The sequence below is a fragment of the Marasmitruncus massiliensis genome, from assembly GCF_900186535.1.
GTDB lineage: Bacteria > Bacillota > Clostridia > Oscillospirales > Ruminococcaceae > Anaerotruncus > Anaerotruncus massiliensis_A.
The window spans coordinates 1-25733 of sequence record NZ_FYDE01000004.1; the positions used below are offsets into that span (position 1 = coordinate 1).

Genomic DNA, 25733 nt, shown 5'->3' on the forward strand with positions numbered 1-25733 from the left:
CAAAAAAGTATAATAAAACGGGGAGGCAAGCTTTATGCTTGTCTCCCCATCAGTGTTAGTCCAATGCGCCGGGCTAGTCGTCTTCCTCTGGGGTAAGCTCTGTGCTTTCCACCTTCGGCGGCATCAGGAGCGAGAATACGATAAAGCAGATGAACGCTGCCACCAGACCGGGGATCACGGGCTGACTGAACTTGATCCCAAACAACATTCCCTTGGAGATGTGCTCCAGATAGACAACCACTAAAGTGCCGGCCAGCAAAGAGGCAATTGTGCCGGCAGTGGATGCCTTTTTCCAGTAATGCCCCATCACGTAGGGGAAGAAAGATCCTGCGGCCCGCAGGGTAAAGCAGAACATCAGAATCGAAACGATACTGCTGGTATTGAACAGCGCGATGAACATGGAGGCTACTCCCACAAGGCACATCACAATTTTGGTAACCCGCATCACCTGCTCGCTGGTTGCGTCAGGCTTAAGCACTGCTTTGTATATGTCGTTTGCGAAGATTGAGCCCGCACCCAGCAGATCGGAGTCAGAGCTGGACATGGTCGCTGAAATAATTCCGGAAAAAAGCAGGCCGCAGATCAGCGCGGGCATCGTATGCATGGCCAGTACGGGCAGCGCATATCTGGCGCCTACCGATTCAAACTGAGCCGCGTCAAATCTGCCCATGTTAATAAGAGCCAAGGTAATAATCCCCAAAATGGTGGGAATGAAAGCGTAGATGAAGTTAATCAGTGCCGCTAGCCAGGCACCGGCCTTAGCCGTGTTTTCGTTCTTGGCCGCGTAGAAGCGGGAAACAGCTTCCTGTCCCACAGAGAAGGTCGCGGTATACATTACCACGAGGGAAATGATGCCGAACAGATCATAGCCCTGGAAAAGGTCCAAAGTCCCTGCGGGGATATTGGCAGTTACATTTGCCCAACCGCCCGCGTCTTTCAAGGCAAAGGGAACGGCAATAATCATGCCGAATACGATCAAAAATACCTGTACAAAGTCAGTCAGCGTAACACTCCAAAGACCGCCCATGATCGAGTAGACCGTCACTACCACGGCCACGATAATGACCGCCACCTGATAGTTAATGCTCAGCATGGTGGAGAGAATGACTGCTGAGGCGATGAACTGTCCGGCTGTCAGTCCAATCAGGGGTAGGAGCATGATAACGGACGTTATAATGCCGCAGGACTTCCCATATCTCCTGCGGAAGTATTCGGGCACGGTTTTTACGGTTGCCGCCCGGAACTTAGGTGCCACAAAGCTCAGAATGATAAACGCCAGACCCATTGCAATGATGTACCACGCGGCACTCAGACCATAGCCTGACATGCCGTTTTGCACAACACCAAGAGAACTTCCACCGCCAATTTCCGTCGCGGCCAAAGTACCCGCCATCAGAAGAGGCCCCAGGCGGCGGCCCGCCACCATGAAGTCCGTGTTGCTGGAAACCTTGGTTGAAGAGTACCAGCCGATCCACAGCATGACCAATAGATAGACAACGACGATGATGGTTACGATGATATTTGCGTGCATAATATTCCTCCTCCTAAAGCCTTGGCCGAGCTGCGGCGCGGTGCAGGCACCCGCCTCTTCTCTTCCTTTGCAGCCCTGCTCCTAATAATAAATATATCACCCTCCTGCCGGGATATAAATCTCCGTTTCTGCAAAAAAGCTGCCAAATATGAAAAACACTTGGCAGACAGTCTTCCGCGCATGGCGTCCGTTCCTCTTGACTGCCCGGCAATTATTTAATAGAATAAAGAAAAACCAGCTGTTGTGGGCAGTCTGCCGTAAGCCCCGTTGTGCCATTCTGCCGTCTCCGCATCAAAAAAGGCATTCGGGCCGGCTTGCTTTGGCCGGAATTCTTCTTGGGAGGGATATGGATGTTCCAGATCGCTGTGTGTGACGATAATGCTGCGGAATGCAGCCTCCTGGCCGAGTATGCCTCTGCATTTTTCAGCCACCGGAATATACCGGCGGAGATTGACACCTACGAGAGCGGAGTCCAGTTTTTGGCGGCGGAGAAGTTTTATGACCTCTATTTTTTTGACGTGATGATGCCTCAGTTGTCCGGCTTAGAGGCTGCCCGGGCCCTTCGACAGAAGGAAGACGAACCTGTCATAATTTTCGTGACCTCCTCGCTGGAGTCAGCGGTGGAGGGATACAGCGTCTGCGCGGCGGGCTTTGTCCTCAAACCCATTCAGGTGCCGCCCTTTGAGGATACCATGAACCGGGTGTTGAGGGAACGCTTTGAAAGCCGCACGGCTTCAATCCGGGTCATCCACAATCGCGTTCCGCTAGAGCTGCGGCTGAAAAAGGTGGCCTATTTTGAAAACCGCCTGCATCAGGTCTATGTCACACTGTGCAGCGGGGAAAGATTTCCAATCACACACAAACTCGGGGATCTTGAGCGTGTTCTGTCGGGATATTCCCAGTTTCTCCGATGCCATCAGAGCTATCTCGTGAATCTGGATAGTGTGGAACAGATGGGGGCAGACAGTTTCCTCCTCCGGCAAAGCATGGTGGTTCCTATTTCCCGAAATTATTATAAGCAGAGCAAGGTGGCCTATTACCGCCGCAGGCTCAGGTGAACTCCATGAATGATGAAGCCTGCCGAATCTTTCTCAATCTGATTACCCTTTCCGTGCGGATGATGCCGGTTTTTGTGTGTCTGGAGCCGAAGGTCAAAAGCCGGGAAAATATTGCAAGCATCTCTGCCTATCTGTGGGTTATTATGACCTTCCTGCAGTTCCTGTTTCGCATTCCCGACAATGTTTTCGTGGTTTTTCAGGGATTGTTTTCCTTTCTCTATTTTCTCATTCTTCTGTTCTTTTTCCAGGGCAGTTTATTGGAAAAAGCCTTTCTCTATGCTTCGGCCTGGCTGTTTGCGGTGCTCTCCACCTCTTTGAACGAGTTTATTGTCTGGGCCTTGCTGGGCAGAACGGGGCTGACCTACTCCCAGATCTGTGTGATCGTATCCACCCTGTCGGCTCTGGGATTTTATCTGGGAGTTCGTCTGTGGATGAAGCCTGTTGTGAAGCGGTTGTTCACGGAACTTTCCGTCGGGGCCTCTACTCTTCTGCTTGCCTATCCCATGGTCTCCCTTCTCCTTCTCTTTGTGGGAACAAACACTATTTTTTCCAGCCGCTCGCTGTCAGTGGGGGGATTTGGCGTCGTCGCGTTCTTTTTCATCCTTTGCAATATGATCGTTGGGCTTTATGTTCTGATTTTAAACAGCATTCAGGAGCTTATGGAACGCAGGAAAATGACCGAGGAACTGCAGGTTGCAAAACGGCTTCTCTATCAGCAGCGGGAACACTACCACCAGATTCTTGATTACATCGAACAGGTCCGGATTATCCGGCACGACTTTCGCCATCATATCCACGCCCTGCTGAATATGGACCGAGACGTGCAGGCCCGGTACCTCCGAGACCTGCAAAAGGAACTGGACAACACCGCGGCGCAGACATTTTGCCAGAGTCAGGCGGTCAATGGCCTTTTGCAGGAGTATGCGGGAAGATGCCGGGAAAATCAGGTGGAACTGGAGACGCATCTAGATCTGCCGGAAACCATTCCCATTGATGATCTGACCCTGTGCATCGTCATCGGCAACCTTCTGGAAAACGCTCTGGATGCCTGCAGACGATTTTCCGGCCCGCGCTTCGTCCACATTCGCTGCAGATGGGAAAGCAATCATCTGGAACTGCTGGTGGAGAATTCCTTTGACGGTCAGGTTCGCAAAATCGGCGGAGAGCTTCTGTCCCGCAAGCATGAGGGCGGGTTGGGACTGCTCAGCATCCGAAGAACCCTCAGCTGCCCCGGTGACAATTTTGAAGTATTCTACAGCAAGGCTGCTTTTACTGCCATAGCTACAATTGCTCCCAGAGACCTTCCTGCGTCTCCGGCATGAGAACCTACCCAACCACCGTTTTTTCTTGGATATTGCGGAAGTTGTCTGACGCCGGAAGTAAAAAAGGTGCGCGCCCTGTGGAGTCGAGGGTTCGCGTAAATGTTAAAAAGCTGCTTGGAAAAGCGGGCATCGTATTCACAAGAGCAAAGATTATTGTATTCTGTGATGGTGATTTTGGCATGGGCACAATTGGGTGATTCGCGGTTTAGTATCACTCGATGAGAAGTTGTCCTATTACACTCAATTTTGGAAAGACAAGATTCTCGGTAACATCCATTTGTGAATCGGCCTCGTCGATATACAGAGAAAAATCATCGCTTAGGAGCGCGCGAAATTGTCCCGCAGCCGGGCAGAAAGGTATCCTTCAGGAACACCTCGGTTTTTGCGTTTGCCCCCTTGTTAATTTTGTAGGTCCAGGCGGTTCCATACTTCGCTTCCGAAAGAAGCGCGTTTTTTTCGCTTGGGGACAGAGCTTTTTTCAATTTCTTGATATCAGCGTCTGTCACGTTCGTTTCGCCCAGGGCCTTGAGTACGGCCTGAGAAGCGCATAACTAATGTCACATTATTGATATGACATACCAGTATGGGCTCAGTCTGAGTTGCGCATTATGTTTAATTTATTGATCAAGGAGATGAAAATTAAATGGAAAGCGAGATAAAACCAGGCCGATATCGCCATTTTAAGGGTAATGAGTATAACGTTTTATATATTGCCAAGCACTCCGAAACTCTGGAATCGATGGTTGTGTACCAGGCTTTATACGGGGATGGCGGAATCTGGGTGAGGCCCGCTTCCATGTGGAATGAAGAAGTTGAAATGGGTGGCGCTATTTATAAAAGGTTTGAATACATAGATGAAAAATAATTTGTCCAATAATCAGTCTCGAAAGCAAAGATACTAATAGTTTTACAGAGTTAGGATTGAAAAGAAAGCAAGGTCCAATTATTTATATTATCGGAGGGTTAACGTTATGGATGATGAACTGAAAATCAAAATGAGCGCATTTACACTGGACTGCAAAGACCCGCATAAATTAGCAAAATTCTATGCGGTGCTGCTCAAATGGGAAATACCGTTCTATGATGAAGAATATGCAATCGTGGGTGCTCCGGGGACAACTCAGGGAGCGTATCCCGGTATAACGTTTCAGCGGAACCCTGAGTATAAACCGCCTGTGTGGCCAGAAGAGCCTGAAGCTCAGCAGCAAATGGCGCATATCGACTTCGCAGTTAATGATTTAGAAAAAGCGGTTCAATACGCAATCCATTGCGGGGCAACAATCGCAGATAAACAATTTTCTGACAGTTGGACAGTTATGTTTGATCCCGCCGGACACCCTTTTTGCTTATGTCAAATGAAACATGTTTTTGAAAGTGCCCATTTTGCATTGCTATAGAAAGTTACGAGGCTGAATAGTATGAGTATATTTAGCAGATCGGCCAGAAGTTTGAGCTACGCAGTATGTTTAAGTCGTAAATAAAAGATTGAAAAGGAAGAGATGATATGAAGGATACGAGCTTAAATGAAGCTGTGAAACGTTCTGTTCAAATAAGAAAGCTCTATCATCAGCTTAAAAGGGAAAATCATGGGACAGAATGGACTGTTGAAGAGGATGCGTTAGCTTTCTTGACAGATGCCGGCTTAGTGGGCCGCTTAACAATGGCTCAGCAGGAACGATGGCCTAAGGCAGAAAACCCAAGCGCTGAATTGGGGCACAAGCTTGGCGAATGTATTTGATGGTTAATTATTTTGGCTGAGCGTATGAATATTGATATCAGCGAGGCATTTGATCATTTCTTATCTGAAACTGAAAAACAGCTAGGAAATTGAGCGGTAACCATAAAAAGAAGTCTTGTTAGCCAGCTGCCCGTTATGTTTATGACAGACAAGACAGTTACATAGATAATGAGACATCCGGTCAAAGCCTAACTATTGCACTGCTACTATGCCGCAGATGTAGAGCGTATTTCAAGGGGAAATTCAAACTTATGCAGAAAAGAAAGAGAAAAACCACCGTGATTGTACTGGATTTGGCGATTCTAATCGTGATATCGGTCGGGCTGATCTTTCCGCCCGGACGAAAAAGTCCGAAGACATACCGTGACCAAACGGGTGAAGTATTGGACGGAAGTATTTCCGAGAAAGTATTTACTGAGATCAATGGTGCTCAACAGGGAATGTATCTTAAGGGAAAAGATCTTTCAAATCCCGTGCTGCTGCTTTTGTCCGGCGGACCTGGCATTCCGGATTATTTTCTGACAAAAGAAATAGATACCGGTCTGGAAGATACCTTTACCGTCTGCTACTGGGATTACCGGGGAACCGGGCTTTCCTATACGTCGAAGTGTAAGTCAGAGGACTGCACGACCCAGCAGTTTGTGCAGGACGCGCTTGTCGTGACAGACTATTTGCGAAAGCGTTTCGGACAGGAAAAAATCTACCTGTTAGGACATTCCTTCGGTACTTATATTGGAATATTGACCGCGCAGGCAGCGCCTGAAAAATATGTTGCCTATATTGCCATGAGCCAAATTGCTGACCAGCCAAACTCGGAGCTAATGGCGTATAAAACCATGAAAGCGGAATATGCTACGCAGGGAAATCAGAAGATGGTGCGAAAACTGGACGCATATCAAACAGACGTGCCGGACACCGCGTGGCTGCGTGGCTGGTTCGTTGCCCCGGAGAGGGACACTGCCATGCATGAGTTGGGCGGTGGCACGATGGCGGATATGCAGTCCGTCATTACCGGCATCTTTTTTCCGACACTCCGCTGTACGGATTATACGCAAGCGGAGCGCATCAACATTTGGCGCGGAAAATCCTTTGTGCAAAAAACACAAGTAGCCTATGACCGTATGAAATTTGTGGCGGAGGACAGCGTTCCAATACTGAAAATCCCCATCTACTTTTTGGCAGGAAAGCAAGATTTGACTTGTTGCTACGCTATGCAGAAAGAATACTACGATAAAATTGAGGCACCGCTGAAGGGCTTTTATACCTTTGAGTCTTCCGCCCACAGCCCGATGTTTGAACAGCCGGGCCTGGCAATACGCATTTTGCGGCAGGATGTAATGAACGGTACCGACGCATTGGCAGATGAAAAGTAAAATTGAAACATGGGTTGTATCCCTAGCTATATAAATAAGAAAAAATAACATACTGGTTAGAACGGTTGAAGTATTGAAAACTAAGAAAGCAAAAGTTAACAGCTTTCGTGTACATTATGGCATTGACATCCAATCATATATATAATCTTGCATTTGAAAGGAACCACTGGATTTCGCTTAATGTTTAATAGGCATCCTCGGATATAAAAATATCAAAAAATATTTTATATCCGAAAAAAGTTGGATCAGCGCTTAATAATATTGATACTGGTAGTTTGCTCATTATTGCTGAGAAGGTGAAAAAGATGATAATACATAGATATCAACAAGCAATATACGCAATAACAACTTTACTACTCTTATTGTTCTTCGGCTGTGAACGCAGCAATGGACCCATTTCATCCGGTCAGATTAATAGTCAGGATGTATCGGCGGCAGCAGAGAACTCTGAAACAGATGTTCCCCTGCCAACTGTGGACAACGAGCGTATCTACGAAATTCCTTTGGGTGAATCTTGGGACTATGACAAATACTGGGTCATTGATGGAAATGGCAATGAGATTCAGGCTGAGGAAAAGGATGCGCCGCAGCAGATTGACTTGCCCGATTTGGCTACCGGAGAAATCCGCTATCGGTATCAGAGCCGAGATGAAATCCAGAGAGATCGTGAGGGTTATCCGGTTACAGTAAGATCGCGCGCCCTGTTTGACGTTAGTGGAAACCTGCTTATTGATTGGGGAAGGGACAACTATGAGCCTGCCTTTGGCGAGTACATCATCCGGCAGGATTCGCGGGATGGTATCGTGTCTGCGGATGAAATACCAAAGGATTATCACACGGCCCTGTACCATGTTCCAACGGGACAGGAGTTCTATGAAGGGACGTTTAGTGTATCGAAGTTAAATGGAGATGTTTTCCTTCTGTGCGACAAATGGGGCACACCTCTGGGCGTGGTGAATTCAGCGGGGGAGGCACTCTCCGGATTTCCCCCGCCGAAAAGCTATTACAGTGCCCAAACTTGGAATAGCTACTTTATCGCAAGTTCGGTCTCTCCCTATGAATGGCCGATGGAAACAGCCGGGGTCGAGTATCTTTTGGACAGCAGCTTTCGGGAACTGTGCGCCTATGAATGGATCAGCGGTTATTACGGTGATTTGCGGGGAGATTACCTTGTATATCGGGATGGCGAAGAAAACGGCATATTTCACCCGGATCAAGGTGTCCTCTTCTCCACGGACGGCGCATCCATTCAATATTTCGACGGGGAGCTGGCCATTGTGCAAACCGGTTCGTATCGTTCGGAGAAAGAACCTATTAACGCTGCGCTTGTCACGTTGGAGAATAAGGAATTGGTCGGCAATTTTTCTTGGCTGATACCTGTGCGGCGGCACAACGAGACGGAACCGACGGCGCAGTTTGTTGGCATAAAGGATGAAAAAGCGGTAATGATCGACCGCACCGGAAATCTTATCGCATCATCGGAAAATCTTGCGGGTGCGCGTTCAATCAATCTGTTATGCGATGGTCTCTACACCTATGACGTTGAGAACGGTGGCCTCTATGGGGAAGGCCTGCTTAATTCAAATCTGGAAATTCTTGTGCCCGCGGGCAACTATACAACTCTGTCTCTTGTATCCAGTTTGAGGGAAGAGGATTTCACCTGGGACGGCAGCGTGGATAACATTTTACTGCAAGCTGATAAAGAGATTGGAAACAACCCTAATGAACCCGACAATATACACCGATCCGACATTTTAAATCACACTGGCAAGGTCATTGTGGAGAATGTCACTGCTGTTTACGATGTTGGGCCTGACCGTATCGCACTCAGGCGCGGCTTTAACATCGGCCTGGTGGACTGGAACGGCAACTGGGTTGTCAAAAAGAGTATCTTTAATAATCTCGACACTGATTAGGAGGATCGGGTATGCTTACAAAACATTTAGCGGCTTTCCTGGCAGCATTTTGCATGTTGATATTCGTATCTTGCGACAAAGACAACATGCCATCAAGCGAATCTCTTCCAAATACGGAATCTTCGATTGCGGCTTCTTCTGAGGACGGCGATATCCCATCCGGAATCGCAATACCGGGAATCAGTGCGGAGAATTATCCCCGTGTGGATGGCTCCACCGCCAACATGCCGTTGATGGCAAAGCTGTACAGCGAGGTGTGCGGCGTACCTTTGGATCAGGCCGAAACCTTGGTGCAGGTCAGCGGCGGGACCGGCGCTGTCTGGCGCAATATGATGTATGAGGGGGCCGATTTGCTGCTTGTGTATGAAGCGCCGGAAAATATCAAAGTTGAGATGGAGGGAATGGGACTCTGGGATGAGTTTGAGGTTTCCTCTCTTGGACGGGACGGCTTGGTCTTTCTTGTCAACGCCCAAAACCCGGTGAATAACCTTACTCGTGAACAATTAATTGGAATCTATACCGGAGGCATTACCGATTGGTCTGAAGCAGGGGGAGACAGTGTCCCCATTGCGGCCTTTCAGCGCAATCTGGAGAGCGGCAGCCAGACCTTATTTTTGCGGCTTCTAATGAAGGACGTGGAGCCAATTGATCCGCCAAGCGAACTACGGCCAGCCGGTATGGGCGCACTGATTGACGCCGTTGCGGAGTATGACGGCTCCGGGGGTGCAATTGGGTTTTCCGTCTTTTACTATGCCAACCTTATGTATGAGAATCCTAACCTCAAACTGTTGTCGGTGGATAACGTGGAACCGTCGGCGGAAAGTATCGAAAATGGCAGTTACCCTCTTGTCAACGATTTCTATGTGGTGATCCGCAAGAACGAACCGGCAAACAGTCCCGCCAGACTTCTGCGTGATTGGCTGCTGACTGATGAAGGAAGGCAGCTTCTGATTGACGAAAACTATGTGCCGATCAGGCAAGTAGATTGATAAATATAAAAAAGCGCGCTAATATCATATAAGCCTAAAAATTATTATTTACGAATGCCGTAAAATGATATGATAAACCAGATACACTGTTTTTGATTTTTGTCTATTTGCAGCTATTGCCATTGGTATGGAACAGAGTTCATCGGGAAGTAAAATTCACCGATCGGCCATAGATTTACAATGCAATCTGCTTCCAACCATAAACAACGAGGTGAAATCCATGAAAAAAGCTTTAAGCATTTTTGCCATGATTGTGCTTCTAATTTCATTAGCCTCCTGCGGCGGCAGTACACCGTCAAGTTCCAGCCAAACTTCAGTATCTTCAACTGACCCCCTGTTTGACCAAGTGGAGGCAAAAGCACAATTTGAGCAGGCGGTCGAAGCCTGCGCAGATGTAATAGACGGCTTTGTAATAGACATGAAGAAATCTGCATATCCAATGCCAACGCCGGAAGAATATGCTCAAATGAGCCAAGCGATTGGTACATTGGGTTTTCCGGTGGACTTCTATGATTTGGATATGCCCAACTATGAAAAGGTAGAGGCGTTTTGGAATGAGGTGCAAGCGGGAAAAGATACACAAATCATTATTTACGGTCTTTACAACTGGGGCATTACTGCGGATATTCTAATTCACCGTGATGGTAAAGACTTTAGAACTATGGCTGCCTACGATTTTCTACAGGGCACAGCGGACATAAAATCCAAAATTGAATTTGAAGAGCCGGTTTACAGACTGGATCGTATTTATATGACAGAAAAAGGGTATTTACTCTATCATATCCCAGAACAGGACGGATTCAGCGAGATGTATAGAGGCTACCGTATTTCGCCTTTAGGTGAAGAAATACGTGTACTTGGCAGCAGATATATAGAGGGCATTGGTTATATCGCAAATGGTATGCTTAAATATACTTGGAATAAAGATGATTTTTCGCAGCTGAATATGAACTGGGTTTTTGAATCACTGTATTATAAGTTTAACGGAGAGTTCCCCGAAGCACTATATAAAGAGCTCGACGAAAATGGCCATGTACTCATTCCAGCTGACGTGATGGAAGGGATTATGTTGAACAGTCTCCCTTTAACCAAGGAACAGCTGCGATCTTTCATTCCCTTCAACGAAGTGAATCATACCTATGCTTATGAAGCCTTTGCAGGAGGAGGCTACTCTCCGATTCCAGAGGTCGTGAATATTATAAAAAACGCGGATGGCTCACTCAGTCTGACCATTGACGCTGTGGCGGTGGAATTTGGCGAAGATAAGAGTATGAGTAGTGTTCTCACCGTCATGGATAATACCGACGGCAGTATCAGATATCTTTCCAATACCGTTATCACTCCATTAGCGTAATGCTTTCGCTTATACTCGTAGAAGTAACCGAGGTGAAAATGAGCAGCGGCAGTTTGGTATGCTATTAAGTTCTGAATATTTTGTCCAGAATAGAGGCTAAATATGGTTTGAAGGGAAAGCTGTAAACGGAATTAGAGTGGAATGATTTTAGATCTCACTTTGATGAGAAGATTATGAGCATACTTGGCAAGAAATCTGAATTTCCCATTGGTACTATATAAGCACAGGCATTCATCTGTAGCTGGTGATGTTTGTGCTTATTTTTTATAATAAGGGGAACCATGGTCTGGCGTACTTCGCATTGGATTTCGCATCCGTAACATAATCCGCTAGCCATCCCTTTATTATGAGCATTCGATTTAGCAGGTTGAAACCATACGGCTTTCGTGTAACAAACCAATCTGAATGGTAATAAGCAAGGATGGATACCATGTAATTCAAAGGAGGAATTCTATGGTTCGTGTCGGAGTTGATGTTTCCAAAGGAAAGAGCACAGTTTGTTTTATGTGCCCTTATGGTGAAGTGCTAATTTCTCCATATAATGTTCAGCATTGTGAGAAGGATTTACTACAGCTGGTAGAACAAATACATAGACTGGATGATGAAGTCCGAGTTGTTATGGAATCAACCGGAGCATACCATTATCCTATGCTGACATCCCTTAAGCAGTATGGTATTTTCGTTAGTGTTGTAAATGCTTATCTTATGAAGAAGTATTCCATGATCGTGATTCGTAAAGGCAAGACAGATCCTCTTGATTCAATTAAAATTGCAAGCTATGGTATCGACTATTGGTATAGGCTTGTTGATTTTGAGCCGATAGAGGAGACCTACCAAGAACTGAGAAATTTGAATCGGCAATATTTAAACTACCTGTCAATGCGTGTAAGGGCAAAGCAGACGATGACAAATCTCATGGATCAAACAATCTCTGGTATTAAAACAGTGCTTTGGAATTGCTCAGATGCACCTGATAAGGATAAACTCTGCGATTTTGTGCGTGAATACTGGCATTACCATCTATTGATACAGATGTCTAGCTTTGCTATACTTAGTTTTAGTTCTTAATGATACTACATATTTTCGAAAATTTCTCTTGACTTTTATTAGGTGTACAGTCCCAGATTGAGATGGGACGGGTCAAAGTGGAAGAGATCAGGGTTTTCAGCCCATGATTTTACAATAAACTCATAGGGAGTCAGACCGCGAATAGTTTTTAGGCGTTTAGCAAAATTATAGGCGGCAATAAAAATGTCCAGATGCTTTTGAAGCTCGTCACCAGTCTCATAGTAATAGCGGTTGACCGTTGCATCCTTTATGGTACGACTCATGCGCTCAACCTGACCATTTGTCCACGGATGATTGGGCTTGGTAAGCCGGTGTTCAATGCCGTTTGCCCAGCAAATTCGGTCGAAAGGATGCCCACGAAGCATGGCAGTTGCACCGTTACGGTTCTTTGGAAGATCAGCGAATTGAATGCCATTGTCTGTCAGAATAGTGTGGATGCGATAAGGCACAGCTTCGATTAAGGCTTCCAAGAAACCCTTTGCCGACTTCATTGTAGCTCTATCATATAGTTTCGCCATTGCAAACTTTGAAGTGCGGTCTATTGCCACGAAAAGGTGGAGTTTCCCCTGTTCCGTCCGGAGTTCTGTGATATCGATGTGGAAAAAGCCGATGGGGTATTCCTTGAACTTTTTCTTGGGTTCGATTTCCTTTTTCAGATCAGGCAGACGACTGATGTCATGCCGCTTGAGGCAACGATGCAATGAAGATCGGGTCAAATGAGGTATGGGTTCTTCAAGCGCATACAGGCAGTCGTCCAGTGGCAGCAAGGTATGCTTGCGAAAGGCAACGATGAGTGCCTCTTCCTCTTTGGTCAAAATAGTGGAAGAAGGTACTTTGGGTCCCATCCGCAGGTCGCTTGCACTGTCGCGTTTTCGCCATTTGGCAACCGTCTTCGGATTGATGCCATATCGAGTTGCCAACGTCCTTAAACTCTCTTGACTATTTTGTATTGCTCGGCGGGTTGTCTCTGTCGTTCGGGCGCTCCCGTGTAATATTTGTCCCACAGTATTTCCGTCTCCTCTCTGTTTGGCTTTGTACCATTATACCATGGGACCGTACACCTAGTATATCATAGAATTTTCTTTGAGACAAACAAAACTCAAAAAAGCAAAAAGCGCCCAATCAGGACGCTGTTGCAGAAAGGGGTAATTAAAGGGGTAATTAAATGAACTATTTCAGCATGGGCAACAAACTGTTCGGCTTTGGCCTGTCTCCGGCTGAAGCAATGGTTTTCTGTGCGGTGAGCGGCATCCGGAATCCACTTTCTTTTGCCGTATCCTGCGCGAATGCGATCAGTAACAGGACAGGCTTGTCGCCGCGCACCGTTTACCGAGCACTGGAAGGCCTCCAGGACAAGGAATTACTGATTAAAAAGGAAAGATACTGCTATGACGGACTAAGGGCTGCCAACGGCTATTATGTGGCGCGTATTGGCGGCGGACGATTTAAGGTTGAGCACAATATCTGGAAGTATAAGCTGGATGCTGCGAGCTTCCTGGTCTATCTGTACATATCGAAATGCATTAAAAACCGGAACAGGAAAGGTTTCCCCAGCCTGCGCAAGATGGAGAAAGTGCTCGGCCTGTCCAGAACTATCATCATCACAAAGATCAGAAAGCTGCACCGGTTGGGTGTGTTGCAAAAGTTCCACCAGCATCATAAGCAAGGCTATCACTGTAACGGGCATATGGTGCCGCTGCTGAATTATAAACCACATATTGCAAAACAAAAAGGACGCACTGCAATGCGTTCTTTCTCTACGCGTCATCCAGCTTTTGTCCTCACTACAAGGCTTTATGCAAGGATACCGTCTATTTGCAGTGTAACGCATTGGGACGGGGATTTCAAGGGGACAAGGCAAAAAAAGCTAGGATGTTTTGTAAATTTTTTGAGGTGGTTCAATTTTAGCAGAACAGGTATTATACCCATCTCAGTTACAGCAAAAGAAAGAATAGCTTTAGATTCTACATAGCTTAGTAAAATAGATAGAACAGCGCATATAGTAAAAAATTTGCATCGCTGTCTAAATACTGTGAGTCAAATGGCAACTGCCCTTTTTCTTTTTGCAGAAAACAAGCCCTGTTAAGATCCAGCTCAAAACCACCTCTGATATTGGATGCTCCTGTATTATAAGAATAGTGATGTACATTTAGTTGCCTTGTTATCACTATTGCATCAAGACATAATGCTGGTCCTACTGGAATAGGATAGGAAAGTGGACATGCAAAAAGGAGGATCGATATGGAGACATTAATCATTCCAAAGCCAATCGGAAATGGTCTTACTTTAGCAGAAGTGGAGCATTCCCGGAAAAAATTTGGTGGGAACATTTTTACACAGAAAAAGCGGAACGGATTTTTGAGGCAGTATCTCGAAAGTTTTGGAGACCCGATTATTAAAATACTTTTAACTACGCTTGCAGTTAATATTATATTTATGTTTCGCAATCACGAGTGGTTTGAAACTGTGGGAATAGCTATTGCGGTACTTCTTGCGACTCTGGTTTCTACCTTGTCCGAATATGGAAGTGAATCTGCATTCCAAAAGCTGCAGGAGGACTCTGAAAAAATTCAATGCCGTATTCGACGCAGTGCAGGGATTTTTTCAATCCCTGTCGGAGAAGTTGTAGTCGGGGACCTTGTTTTGCTTCAGGCAGGTGAACGGATTCCGGCGGATGGGATTTTAATTTCCGGGCAGTTAAAAGTTGACCAATCAGCACTCAATGGAGAAAGCAGGGAAACACTTAAAAGGCCTGTGGGGGAAACTGTGTCCGAATGGAACCTGTTTGCTGAAAATCAACTTTTCCGGGGCAGTATTGTCGCTTCCGGCGAGGGCATTATGCAGGTGTGCAATGTTGGCGATCGGACAATTTATGGAGGATTGGCACGGCAATTGCAGGAAGGCGAGAGGGAAAGTCCGCTTAAAGAAAGGCTGGCGGGGCTTGCGAGGTCCATCAGCCGCCTCGGATATGCCGCTGCCGCACTGGTGGCGTTAGCCGATCTGTATAATAACATATTGCTGGACAACCAGTATCGACTGCCGCTTGTTCTTGCGGAACTGACCAATTTTCCAATGATGATGCAGAATCTGCTCCATGCTGCGCTTCTGGCGATCACCGTTGTTGTCGTGGCTGTGCCGGAAGGGTTGCCGATGATGATCACTGTGGTTTTGTCCTCCAATATGTTCCGGATGCTCAAAGATCATGTGATGGTTCGAAAACTTGTGGGGATTGAAACGTCAGGCAGTCTGAATATTCTGTTTACTGATAAAACCGGGACCCTCACCAGAGGCAATTTGAGCGTAAGCCAATTTCTATCCGGAGACGGGCGTGAATTTCCCAACGCGCTGAGCCTCAAACAAGCCCGACCTCTGTGGAAGATGGTGGAACTGTCCTGTCTATATAACACGTCCAGCGTTGTGTCGCAGGGAAAGGCGCTTGGAGGGAATGCCACTGATCGCGCTTTGCTGAATTTCTCATTGCCGCTGGATGCCGGTGTACATCAATATGAAACAGTACAAGCCATCCCATTTGACAGTGTAAAAAAATATTCGGCAGTCGAAATTCAGGGAGAGCAGCATTTTGTCCTGATCAAAGGTTCACCTGAAAAGCTGCTGCCTGCCTGCACTAAATATCTGGATTGGGATGGAACGTCACGAAACATGGCTAAAAAAGGAATCCTCGAACAAAAATTAATCGAAATGACTCAAAAATCCATGCGGGTATTGGTTCTTGCGGTTGCCAACCAGGAGATTCATACGTTGGATGAATGCCATGAGCTGACCCTGATCGGGCTGGTTGGAATCCGGGATGAACTGCGGCGTGAGGTCGCAAAAGCAGTTCAGACGGTCCACGCTGCCGGGGTCCAGGTTGTAATGATTACAGGCGACAACCGTGAAACCGCCGTTGCTATCGCGCAGGAAGCAGGGATTCTCAGCGGGGCGCAGGAGGAAAAAGTGCTGACCAGCCAGGAACTGTCTGCCCTCGACGATGACCGCTTGCAAGAAATCCTGCCGGATATCCGTGTCATCGCCCGTGCACTGCCTGAAGATAAGAGCCGGCTGGTAAAAGCAGCGCAGGAACTTGGTATGGTGGTTGGAATGACGGGCGACGGAATCAACGACGCGCCAGCCTTAAAAAAAGCAGATGTGGGATTTGCTATGGGCAGCGGTACCGAGGTCGCGAAAGAGGCCGGTGATATTGTGATTATGGATGACAATTTTGCGTCCATCGTCAAAGCGATTCTTTATGGACGTACTATTTTCAAAAGTATTCGCAAATTTATTGTTTTTCAGCTGACCATGAATTTATGTGCGGTAGGGGTTTCCGTGATTGGCCCGTTTATCGGATTTGATAACCCCATAACGGTGATCCAGATGCTCTGGGTAAATATCGTTATGGATACACTAGGGGGCCTTGCTTTTGCCGGGGAAGCTCCATTGGAGGAATATATGTACGAGTCACCCAAAGCACGCACCGAGCCTATTCTGACACGTTCGATGGAACTTCAAATTTTACATATGGGGATTTTTACGGTAACGCTTTGTTTGCTGTTTCTAAAGCTTGACATGGTGAAGAAGTGGTTTTATTTTCAGGATGATCCCATGCACTTTTTAACCGCTTTTTTTGCGCTGTTTATTTTTGCCGGAATTTTTAACAGTTTTAACGCCCGAACCCCGCGTATCAATATCTTTTCAAATATGATCAATAACTCTGCGTTTTTATTCATTATGTCGGTAGTAGCCTTGGTCCAGATGATTATGATTTATTACGGAGGAAGTTTATTCCGGACGACAGGCTTAAGTATACAGGAACTATGCTATACCATTTTGTTTGCAAGTCTCGTTATACCGGCGGATCTATTGAGAAAGATCATTGCAAAACGATGTAATCATATAAGACGGAGCCAATGATATTGAGTACTCATCCGGTATGAAAAATAGAAAGTTATCGCAAAGATCCAGAAGCTGAACCGGATCGGCGTGCTGCGGAAGTTTCAACAGCGTCATAAGTAAGGCTATCGCTGCAACAGACATTGCGCGCTACTGCTGAACTACAAACCACAGATTGCAAAGCAAAAAGGACGTACGGCAATGCGTCCTTTCTTCATATCTCAGTTACAGCAAAAGATAGAATAGCTTTAGATTCTACATAGCTTAGTGGAATAGGTAGAACAGTGCAGATGATTTCGGATCCGTTCTGATACAGAAGACAAAAGGGCAACTGCAAATGTTCCCATCCAATAAAGATGTTTTCAGTTTTTGAGATATGCTGTAGGATTTTAAAGTCCGGTGGCTTTTCTCTTGCCTCAAAGATGAAATAGACATCAATTTGATGGGTATAGTGATTCTTCTTGTGCGGTTCGGAGCGCTTATGCAACACAATCTTCTCGACAAATTTCTGAATAATTTCACGCTGAAATGTGCATGTCAAGAGGTAAATCATGACAAAATTCGACCGATATGTTATAATAAAACACAAGTTCAAAATTAACCAAAAAGTAGAGACTATTCACGATCATTTCTGAAAGCATTTGTCTATTGCCACTAAAAAGGAGTTCTTTAATAGATGAATAATAAGAATACCCCTCAAAACAACGATGCTAACCGCAACGATACGGCGTCCGTCTTTTTTCTGAATTCCCAGCTGATGATACAAGCTGCCGCCGCGGTTAAGCAGAGAAAGACAGATTTACAGGAGCTTGCGGAACGAGCCGAAGGAAACGATTTACAGGCGCAGCATGAGCTGGCGCTTTGTTTTTATATTAGCGATGGCACGCGACAGGATTATAAACAGGCGGTGTATTGGTTTGCCCGTGCCGCTGAGCAGGGGCACATTATGGCACAGTATTATTTAGGCGTCTGCTATGAAAATGGATTCGGCGTAGAGCCAGACGATGAAAAGGCATTGCTTTGGTATCAGGAGGCGGCGGAGCAGGAATTTCCGCCTGCGCAGTGCACTTTCGGCTGGTTTCTGGAGCTGGGCAGGGGTATTAATGCAGACAAGGCGCGGGCGGAACAGTTTTACCGTTTGTCTGCCGGGCAGGGCTATGCCCTCGCGCAGTGCAATTTAGGTTTTTGTTATTATTCCGGCATTGGCACGGAAGAAAACGTTGATGAAGCTATCAAATGGTTCACGCTGGCGGCAGAGCAGGGCTACGCCCGCGCGCAGTGCCTCTTGGGAGAATGCTGGCTGAACGGTCACGGCGTGGAAAAAGACCCCGCAAAGGCGGCAGACTATTTCCGCATGGCGGCAGAGCAAGGCTATCCGCAGGCACAGTTCAACCTTGGCTGGTGCTTTGAGCACGGCGTTGGAGTGGAACAGGATTTTGAAAAAGCGCGGGAGCTGTACCGACAGTCAGCTGAGCAGGGGTACGCCCCGGCACAGTGTAATCTAGGCTATTTGTATTATTGCGGCATCGGCGTGGATGAGGACAATGAGAAAGCCGTTTTCTGGTTTTCCAAGGCGGCGGAGCGGGGCCACGTCCGCGCGCAGTGCCTCTTGGGAGAATGCTGGCTGAACGGTCACGGTGTGGAAAAAGACTTCTCAAAGGCGGCAGACTATTTCCGCATGGCGGTAGAGCAGGGCTATCCGCAGGCACAGTACAACCTTGGCTGGTGCTTAGAACACGGCGAAGGTGTCGAGCAGAATCTGGAAAAAGCGCTTGAGCTGTACCGGCTGGCCGCCGAACAGGAACATGTCTCCGCTCAGTGCAATGTTGGCTTTTTCTATTATCGCGGAATTGCCGTGGAGGAAAATAATGAAGAGGCGGTCAAATGGTTTTCGCTTGCGGCGAAACGAGGGTATCCGCGCGCACAGTTTTTTCTGGGGGAATGTTTTGAAAATGGCTATGGCGTGGAGCAGGACGAGGAAAAAGCGATGGAATTGTACCGCCTCGCCGCCGAACAGGAGTATGCCCCGGCACAGAACAGGGTTGGTGCTTTCTATTTTCACGGAATCGTGGTGGAGCAAGATTACCCGGAAGCCATGGAATGGTTTGAACGAGCAGCGGAGCAGGGTATCATCAGTGCAAGGCATAATCTTGGAAAATGCTATGAATTCGGCTACGGCGTGGAGCAGGATTACGTGCAGGCCATGAAGTTTTACCAGCAAAAATATGATTGCGAAGCGGTTTGGCGTCAAGACCGGCGAAGCGCTCTGGCAGGCACGGCAGAAATGTCCAAATATTATCTTTGTTCCGCCGCACTTTGACCGTTATCTGCGTTTTTCAAAGCTAGCCAAGGAAATCTATCTGCAATACACCGATCAAGTGGAGTCATTTGGATTGGATGAGTGCTGGTTGGACATTACCGACAGCGTGCATCTATTTGGGGATGGAAAGACAGTGGCCGATCAGCTTCGGGAACGGGTCAAGTTTGAACTGGGGCTGACCGCTTCCGTTAGAGTCAGCTTCAACAAGATTTTCGCAAAATTAGGCAGCGATTATAAAAAGCCGGATGCTACTACCATCATCACAAAAGAAAATTACAAACAGATCGTTTGGCCATTTCCTGTATCAGATTTGCTATATGTTAGGAGAGCCACAGAAGCAAAGTTACGGCGGTATGGCATCTGTACAATCGGGGAATTGGCGAATGCCTTGCCGGAGCTATTGCAAAGATGGCTTGGGAAAAACGGCATCATGATCTGGCGGTTTGCCAATGGGCTGGATTATTCGCCGGTAGCGGAAGTAGACAGCCGTCCTCCGGTTAAGAGCATCGGGAACAGCACGACTACGCCACGCGATCTGCTTACAGATGAGGATGTAAAAGTGACCATGACCGTACTCTGCGAGAGCGTTGCCGCACGTCTTCGGGACCAGCAGGCAAACTGCTCTACGGTGCAGATCAGCATCCGCGACAATGAACTGTTCTCTTACGAGCGGCAGGCGAAGCTGGACTTTTCCACCTGCGTTTGCTCTGTGATTCAGGAAAAAGCGTTTATGCTCTATAAGCAGCACCATAAGGATGGCAAGCCTATCCGCAGCATCGGTGTGCGTGCCTGTGATCTTTCCAGCGCAGACATCCGCCAGATTTCACTATTACCGGAAGAAATGAAGGCACAGAAGTTAAATGATTTGGAGTGCACGATGGATACGATTCGCCGGCGCTTCGGCAATTTTTGCGGTCCGGCGTGGGAATACTTTAGTTGATACCAAGCTCTCCAACCTTGACCTGAAGAAAGACCACACGATTCATCCTGTCACATTTTTGAACGGAGGCTGACAAATGACACGAAAAGTGAATGTAGAAGTAGACGTCCATTTTGATGTCGATGGAAACATGCAGCCGACTGCAATTAAGTGGGAAGACGGCAGGGTGTTTTCCGTGGATAGAGTGCTGGATATAAGGCAGGCCGCCAGCCTGAAAGCGGGCGGACAAGGCACATCCGATATTTATGCCGAATTTTAGGGCAACAAGCGTATCTTTGGTATGAGGGGCCGGGGTGGTTTGTAGAGGGAAGCAATAATAGGAGGCGAATTGTATGTGCGGCAGGTATAATTTTTCAGCGAAGGAAAGCCAGGATATACGCAATATTGTAGCAGAAGTGGAACGCAAGTATGGTGTGACGGGAATGAAAACCGGAGAGATTTTTCCGGCAAACTTGGTTCCTGTTCTTTTACCGTCCGGATCTGGAATGGAGCCTGAGCTGTTCACATGGGGATTCCCGAATTTTCGGAACAAGGGCGTAATCATTAACGCCAGGGCAGAAACCGCGCAGGAAAGGCCGATGTTTAAAAAATGTCTGGCTGAAAAGCGCTGTGTGATACCGACTACTGGCTTCTTTGAGTGGGATTCTGCAAAAAAGAAATACTGTTCCGGCTTCCGGAAGTTCCGGAAATTTATCTGGCCGGACTGTACAATGACTTTGCCGGAGAGCAACGATTCACAATCCTGACGACTGCCGCGAATACATCCATCGCAGATGTGCATAACCGGATGCCGCTGGTACTGCCGAACGAGGATGTAAGTTCATGGCTGCAAAATACTGCCACTGCCGTGCGAATTATAAATAGAGAGCCGCCGATGCTGGTGAAACAACCGGTTGTATCATGATAAAAATCGACCCACCATAAAAATCGGAAATCGGATCAGCGCTACGGTAATTATCGCAGAGAGATCGTCTACTGCTTGCAACTAAGTCTGAAACCGTGTATAATTTTAAATATAAACGGAGGGGGCAGTGAACTCATGGACAATGAACTTTTGCAGGCAATGAAGCTGATGCTTGAGGAAAACAATAAAACTCTGGTTAATCAGTTTAACGCCATCATTGAAACGAAGGTATTACCAGAAATTTATTTGATTGCGGAGCAGCACGGCGACATCATTCAAAAGCTTCAAAAGGCTGATGAAATAGATGATGTGAAAGACCGTGTACGCAATCTGGAAAGGTCGGTTACTGCCCATACAAGCCAAATTGCTGAACTGAAAAAGGCACAATAAAATAGTAGATATTACGTAACCGGTGCTAAGTGTTCAACTTGGCACCGGTTTTTGCTTGGGTCACCGGATTAGATGATGAAAATAGGAGCATACCAATCTCGGCACGCTCCTTGGAAACATATGTAAATATATGTTGCAAAATCAGGAATAGCTTGGCACAATATCCCTATGGAGTTATATTATGACAGCAAAAAGACTTCCACAGCATACCGATCGCTGACAACAACCGGTATGCATCGGCCTTAAAAATGCAGCGACATCTTAAGACTTATGATTGGAAAAGTAAATGGTACATATAAAAAAGGACCTGTATTTACACAGGTCCTTTTTTATATGGTGGAGACGAAGAGGATCGAACTCTCGACCTTACGGATGCGAACCGTACGCTCTCCCAGCTGAGCTACGCCCCCAAATGGTACCGGACAAGCAGAACCTGTCCGGATTTTGCTGGTGGGAATAGAGGGACTCGAAGCCGCTAATTAGCAAACATTCTTTGTGATAAATATTCATTCAAAATTTTAGCGGTTTTTTCTTTTCTGGCCTCACTAATATGTGTATATACATCCTTAGTCATTATTATGCTTGTATGGCCCAGAAGTTCTTGTGCATCTTTTTCGTCAACTCCAGCGTCAAAAAGCATTGTAGCATAAGCATGCCTTAGCTGATGAGGTGTAATAAGCGGAATTATTTTGTTATGCAACCTCCCGCTTTTTTCATAATAAGATTTTTCTTTATATAAACCGATTTCCTTGCAATAATTATTCCATTTATTCTGAAATTGAGAGCTTGTTAACAAGCCGTTTGCATCATTCGCAAATATATATTGATTTGGTTCGCCTAACGGTATTACTTTTTCAAGATTATCTAGTAAAACAATTTTACGGAGACCAGCATCTGTTTTGGGTAGTTTAACAAAAGGAGAGTTACCTTTATAATATATAGACTTATTTATGGTTATGAGTTTATTGCATCTATCAATGTCGGAATAACGCAATGCTAGAGCTTCTCCTTTACGGCAACCAGTAAAAAGCAGAAAATAGGCGAATAGTCCAAAAGTTGCATTCAGCCCTTTTTTTACTTTTTCAATCTGATCAATGGTTGGAGGATTTCTTATGGTATGAGGCAGGTGTTTTGGAATATCAATACATTCTGCAGGGTTATATTTCATATACCCTTTTATCACACAGAAATTTAATAACATATTCAAAATTAGAAGTTGAGTTCGTACAGTTTTCTTACATACTCCGGTTTTGGAAAATTGAATTATAAATTCGTTAATATCAATGGGTTTAATTTCAGATAATTTTTTATCTTTAAAATAAAAAAGAGCTCTTTTAAATGCTGGGTTATATCCTTTTGTAGTATTGTATTCAATCGTTTTCCAATGTTCGTTTTTCCACTCCAAAGCGGCATCTATAAAAAAAGTTTGATTGTATAATCCGTCGATAGCATTATTGCAATATTCGGTTGATGTTTGTCCAAGATATTTCAATAAATCAAAAATCGAGATTCTTATATTCGTTCCAATCTTTTTTGCCTTAAGTTCCTTAGCTTCAATTAGCTTCATTACATCACTTGGAGATACTTTTAATTGATTAGCGCATTCCTCTACTGTCAAGACCAAGCTGTCCATTTTCTCACCCCATATAAATTTTCGCTAATCAAAATGATAACATATATTATCTTTATTTCAAGAGACCAAGGAGCAGGCGACATAGCCTGCTCCTTTTCATATTTCTTATTTTGAGGAGGAAAAGAACATGTCAAAAACAAAAGTTATCGCAATTGCAAACCAGAAAGGCGGCGTGGGGAAAACGACGACCGCCTTAAACATTGCCGCCGGGCTGGTAAAGGCGGGCAAGAAAGTGCTGGCTATCGACCTCGATCCGCAGGGCAACCTTACAAACTACATCGGGCACGATCTGGACGAGCTGCCCACAATCAGCGAATTGCTCCAGCAAATCGCGGTCAATCAACTGAACTCGGAAAGTATTCAGCAGAGCATTCGAACCAATGCGGAAGGAATTGACTATATCCCGTCCAACATTTTGCTTGCGTCTGCGGATATGTTTCTATCAAATGTTATCTGCCGGGAACAGGTGTTGCACCGCCTTTTAAAAGGTGATGCATTTGCGGCATATGATTACATCCTTATCGACTGTTTGCCCAGTTTGGGGATTCTCCTTACCAACGCTTTAACCGCCAGTGATAGTGTACTTATTCCGGTGCAGGCTCAGAAGTTTGCGCTTGATGGGCTGGAACAGTTGGAACAGATTTACGCTATGGTTAAGGAAAACATCAATCCGGAATTGGAAATTGAGGGTGTGCTGCTAACCATGGCAGACAACACCAATATGTCTAAAGCGGTAGAAAGCGCCTTAACCGATCGTTACGGCAGCAAAGTGTATCATAGCAAAATCCGCAGGTCGGTGGAGGCCACCAACAGCACCTATGAACAGAAAAGCCTGATCGCTACGAAGAGCAGCAAGCTCGGCGCAGAGTATCAGGCTGTCGTGGATGAGATGCTTCAATGAAAGAATGATGATATGTTAATTTTCTATTTATGGATACTTTACTCACTTATGATTACTTGTTTTGCGCGTGGCCTCTTTGTCATGTACAGTAAACTTTCATTTTTTATGATCAGCATGTTCAAAACTAAACTAAAAGTGATTAAGCTAATTCAACAAATATTTATTTTATTTATATCTTCTCTAGGTTTAATTTTCAATCTGTCTTTAGATGCTCAGCAAATTTCTGTGCAATATTTTTCTAATCATGCTGAAATGTCAGCTGTCATAATTGCTTTGATAATAACAATTATAATTTCCAGTATAACAGAATGGTTTGTAGCCATCGTGTCATTAATTATTTATTTAAATAAAAATATTAAGGAGGTTGCCAATGTCCATGAAGATTGACCTGAAAAGCAAGCTCTCGGCCCCGACGCCGAAGGAAGCTTTCAATATGATGCTGGGAGGAACCAGCCAAAAAGATATCAGGGAGCTGGAGATCAGCTCCCTGATTCCATATCCGAACCAACCGTTCCGGCCATACTCGGAGGAAAAGCTGCTGGAACTGGCAGAAGACATCAAAGAAAACGGCGTCCTCTCTCCAGTAATCGTCCGTCCTATGGAGGACGGATATCAGATTCTCGCCGGGCATAACCGTGTGAATGCCAGTAAACTGGCGGGGCTGCTCACCGTCCCCTGCATCGTTAAAGATTTCGACGATGCAATGGCGCAGCTAGTGCTAGTCAACTCCAACTTGCTGCAACGTCAGGAGCTGCTCCCCAGCGAAAAAGCCTTCGCTTATAAGATGCAATTAGATGCCATAAAGCAGCAAGGGAAGCGGTCTGACCTAACTTTGTCTCCAATGGAGACAAAGTTCAATTCAGCCAAAACAATTGCAGAAATAAATAGTGATTCTCGCGCAAACATATTCCGTTATGTTCGTCTTACAGAATTAATACCAAATCTTTTAACTATGGTTGATGGCAATGAAATTCCCTTAAGAGCAGGAATTGAATTGTCCTATCTCAACGAGGAAACGCAGTCGCGGCTTCTGGAATATATCGAAGCGTATCATACGAAGATTGACCTGAAAGCGGCGGAGCTGCTCCGGGCTAAAAGCGATAACGGCGACCTGACGCGGGATAAGATTATTTCTTTGCTGTCGAAGCCGCCGAAAGAGCCGAAAGAGAAAACGCCCGTTAAATTACAAACTTCTGCCTTACAGCAATACTTTCCCGGCAAAAAGACAAAAGAAATCGAAAAGGAGATTATGGAGATTCTGGAAAAACATTTTGCCGCCAAGCTAAATTAACTTTAAAATTTGGAGTGATAGCGTATGAGAAGAAGCACGCAGCAGATAACCACAATGAAAGCGTTTGTAAGTCAAATTGCTATTTAACTGAATTGTGATAAAATCATATGTCATT

General features: G+C 45.9%; 25 protein-coding genes and 1 tRNA gene. 21 read left to right on the forward strand and 5 right to left on the reverse strand.

Going from position 1 to position 25733, the window contains the following annotated elements; translation table 11 throughout:
• Window positions 1-73: 73 nt before the first annotated feature.
• The gene (locus C1A10_RS03935; RefSeq protein ID WP_101909015.1) at window positions 74-1531 is read right to left on the reverse strand and encodes a sodium:solute symporter family protein; all 1458 of its coding nucleotides are present in this window, start codon (window positions 1529-1531) and stop codon (window positions 74-76) included.
• Window positions 1532-1881: 350 nt separating this feature from the next.
• Here C1A10_RS03935 and C1A10_RS03945 point away from each other — a divergent pair, with 350 nt between their 5' ends.
• The 3 genes from C1A10_RS03945 (at window position 1882) to C1A10_RS18710 (ending at window position 4108) form a co-directional block, all read left to right on the forward strand.
• Complete coding sequence (locus tag C1A10_RS03945; RefSeq protein ID WP_101909017.1) at window positions 1882-2589, forward strand: LytR/AlgR family response regulator transcription factor; 708 nt, start codon at window positions 1882-1884, stop codon at window positions 2587-2589.
• Window positions 2590-2594: 5 nt separating this feature from the next.
• A complete protein-coding gene (locus C1A10_RS03950; protein ID WP_101909018.1) occupies window positions 2595-3911 on the forward strand; it encodes a sensor histidine kinase in 1317 nt (438 codons plus the stop codon).
• A gap of 77 nt (window positions 3912-3988) precedes the next feature.
• Window positions 3989-4108: a very short patch repair endonuclease gene (locus tag C1A10_RS18710; RefSeq protein ID WP_242968827.1), complete on the forward strand. Its 120-nt coding sequence runs from the start codon at window positions 3989-3991 to the stop codon at window positions 4106-4108.
• A 114-nt stretch (window positions 4109-4222) separates the two neighbouring features.
• Here the strand turns inward: C1A10_RS18710 and C1A10_RS03955 are convergent, their stop codons facing one another.
• A complete protein-coding gene (locus tag C1A10_RS03955; protein WP_101909019.1) occupies window positions 4223-4417 on the reverse strand; it encodes a hypothetical protein in 195 nt (64 codons plus the stop codon).
• Between the two features lie 137 nt (window positions 4418-4554).
• Between C1A10_RS03955 and C1A10_RS03960 the strand changes: the two genes are divergently transcribed.
• The 8 genes from C1A10_RS03960 (at window position 4555) to C1A10_RS03995 (ending at window position 12349) form a co-directional block, all read left to right on the forward strand.
• A complete protein-coding gene (locus C1A10_RS03960; RefSeq protein ID WP_101909020.1) occupies window positions 4555-4776 on the forward strand; it encodes a DUF1653 domain-containing protein in 222 nt (73 codons plus the stop codon).
• 106 nt (window positions 4777-4882) lie between these two features.
• The gene (locus C1A10_RS03965) at window positions 4883-5308 is read left to right on the forward strand and encodes a VOC family protein (protein ID WP_101909021.1); all 426 of its coding nucleotides are present in this window, start codon (window positions 4883-4885) and stop codon (window positions 5306-5308) included.
• Window positions 5309-5415: 107 nt separating this feature from the next.
• Window positions 5416-5649 carry a nucleoside triphosphate pyrophosphohydrolase family protein gene (locus tag C1A10_RS03970; RefSeq protein WP_242968828.1) on the forward strand — a complete coding sequence of 78 codons (234 nt, stop codon included), beginning with the start codon at window positions 5416-5418 and terminating at the stop codon, window positions 5647-5649.
• 251 nt (window positions 5650-5900) lie between these two features.
• Complete coding sequence (locus C1A10_RS03975) at window positions 5901-7022, forward strand: alpha/beta hydrolase (RefSeq protein ID WP_101909022.1); 1122 nt, start codon at window positions 5901-5903, stop codon at window positions 7020-7022.
• Between the two features lie 305 nt (window positions 7023-7327).
• Entirely contained in the window at window positions 7328-8938 is a 1611-nt protein-coding gene (locus C1A10_RS03980; RefSeq protein ID WP_145997693.1) for a hypothetical protein, read from the forward strand.
• Window positions 8939-8949: 11 nt separating this feature from the next.
• The gene (locus tag C1A10_RS03985) at window positions 8950-9927 is read left to right on the forward strand and encodes a PstS family phosphate ABC transporter substrate-binding protein (protein WP_101909024.1); all 978 of its coding nucleotides are present in this window, start codon (window positions 8950-8952) and stop codon (window positions 9925-9927) included.
• Between the two features lie 220 nt (window positions 9928-10147).
• Window positions 10148-11281 carry a DUF6070 family protein gene (locus C1A10_RS03990; protein WP_101909025.1) on the forward strand — a complete coding sequence of 378 codons (1134 nt, stop codon included), beginning with the start codon at window positions 10148-10150 and terminating at the stop codon, window positions 11279-11281.
• Window positions 11282-11734: 453 nt separating this feature from the next.
• Window positions 11735-12349, forward strand: a complete 615-nt coding sequence (locus tag C1A10_RS03995; RefSeq protein WP_180950976.1) for an IS110 family transposase — start codon at window positions 11735-11737, stop codon at window positions 12347-12349.
• A 38-nt stretch (window positions 12350-12387) separates the two neighbouring features.
• Here the strand turns inward: C1A10_RS03995 and C1A10_RS04000 are convergent, their stop codons facing one another.
• Window positions 12388-13353, reverse strand: coding sequence for an IS481 family transposase (locus tag C1A10_RS04000; protein WP_101909027.1), 966 nt, complete (start codon window positions 13351-13353; stop codon window positions 12388-12390).
• Window positions 13354-13514: 161 nt separating this feature from the next.
• Between C1A10_RS04000 and C1A10_RS04005 the strand changes: the two genes are divergently transcribed.
• The 8 genes from C1A10_RS04005 (at window position 13515) to C1A10_RS04040 (ending at window position 21793) form a co-directional block, all read left to right on the forward strand.
• A complete protein-coding gene (locus C1A10_RS04005; protein ID WP_101909028.1) occupies window positions 13515-14321 on the forward strand; it encodes a helix-turn-helix domain-containing protein in 807 nt (268 codons plus the stop codon).
• A gap of 269 nt (window positions 14322-14590) precedes the next feature.
• Complete coding sequence (locus C1A10_RS04010; RefSeq protein ID WP_101909029.1) at window positions 14591-17260, forward strand: calcium-translocating P-type ATPase, PMCA-type; 2670 nt, start codon at window positions 14591-14593, stop codon at window positions 17258-17260.
• Window positions 17261-17915: 655 nt separating this feature from the next.
• Window positions 17916-19559, forward strand: a complete 1644-nt coding sequence (locus C1A10_RS04020) for an SEL1-like repeat protein (RefSeq protein WP_101909031.1) — start codon at window positions 17916-17918, stop codon at window positions 19557-19559.
• Window positions 19465-20499, forward strand: a complete 1035-nt coding sequence (locus tag C1A10_RS04025) for a DNA polymerase Y family protein (RefSeq protein WP_101909032.1) — start codon at window positions 19465-19467, stop codon at window positions 20497-20499. The genes C1A10_RS04020 and C1A10_RS04025 overlap by 95 nt, the downstream gene beginning before the upstream one ends.
• A 76-nt stretch (window positions 20500-20575) precedes the next feature.
• Window positions 20576-20758, forward strand: coding sequence for a hypothetical protein (locus C1A10_RS04030; protein WP_101909033.1), 183 nt, complete (start codon window positions 20576-20578; stop codon window positions 20756-20758).
• Between the two features lie 73 nt (window positions 20759-20831).
• Entirely contained in the window at window positions 20832-21245 is a 414-nt protein-coding gene (locus C1A10_RS04035) for an SOS response-associated peptidase family protein (RefSeq protein ID WP_278309112.1), read from the forward strand.
• Window positions 21137-21403, forward strand: coding sequence for an SOS response-associated peptidase family protein (locus C1A10_RS18830; protein WP_278309113.1), 267 nt, complete (start codon window positions 21137-21139; stop codon window positions 21401-21403). Before C1A10_RS04035 ends, C1A10_RS18830 begins: the two co-directional genes overlap by 109 nt.
• Window positions 21404-21538: 135 nt before the next feature.
• The gene (locus tag C1A10_RS04040) at window positions 21539-21793 is read left to right on the forward strand and encodes a hypothetical protein (RefSeq protein WP_101909034.1); all 255 of its coding nucleotides are present in this window, start codon (window positions 21539-21541) and stop codon (window positions 21791-21793) included.
• A gap of 334 nt (window positions 21794-22127) precedes the next feature.
• Here C1A10_RS04040 and C1A10_RS04045 read toward each other — a convergent pair.
• Both C1A10_RS04045 and C1A10_RS04050 read right to left on the reverse strand, forming a co-directional pair.
• A tRNA-Ala gene (locus C1A10_RS04045) sits at window positions 22128-22203 on the reverse strand.
• 65 nt (window positions 22204-22268) lie between these two features.
• Window positions 22269-23426 carry a tyrosine-type recombinase/integrase gene (locus C1A10_RS04050; RefSeq protein WP_101909035.1) on the reverse strand — a complete coding sequence of 386 codons (1158 nt, stop codon included), beginning with the start codon at window positions 23424-23426 and terminating at the stop codon, window positions 22269-22271.
• Between the two features lie 127 nt (window positions 23427-23553).
• Here C1A10_RS04050 and C1A10_RS04055 point away from each other — a divergent pair, with 127 nt between their 5' ends.
• Together C1A10_RS04055 and C1A10_RS04065 are read left to right on the forward strand one after the other, a co-directional pair.
• Window positions 23554-24327, forward strand: coding sequence for a ParA family protein (locus tag C1A10_RS04055; RefSeq protein WP_101909036.1), 774 nt, complete (start codon window positions 23554-23556; stop codon window positions 24325-24327).
• A gap of 370 nt (window positions 24328-24697) precedes the next feature.
• On the forward strand, window positions 24698-25618 hold the full coding sequence (locus C1A10_RS04065) for a ParB/RepB/Spo0J family partition protein (RefSeq protein ID WP_101909038.1): 921 nt from the start codon (window positions 24698-24700) through the stop codon (window positions 25616-25618).
• Window positions 25619-25733 lie beyond the last annotated feature (115 nt).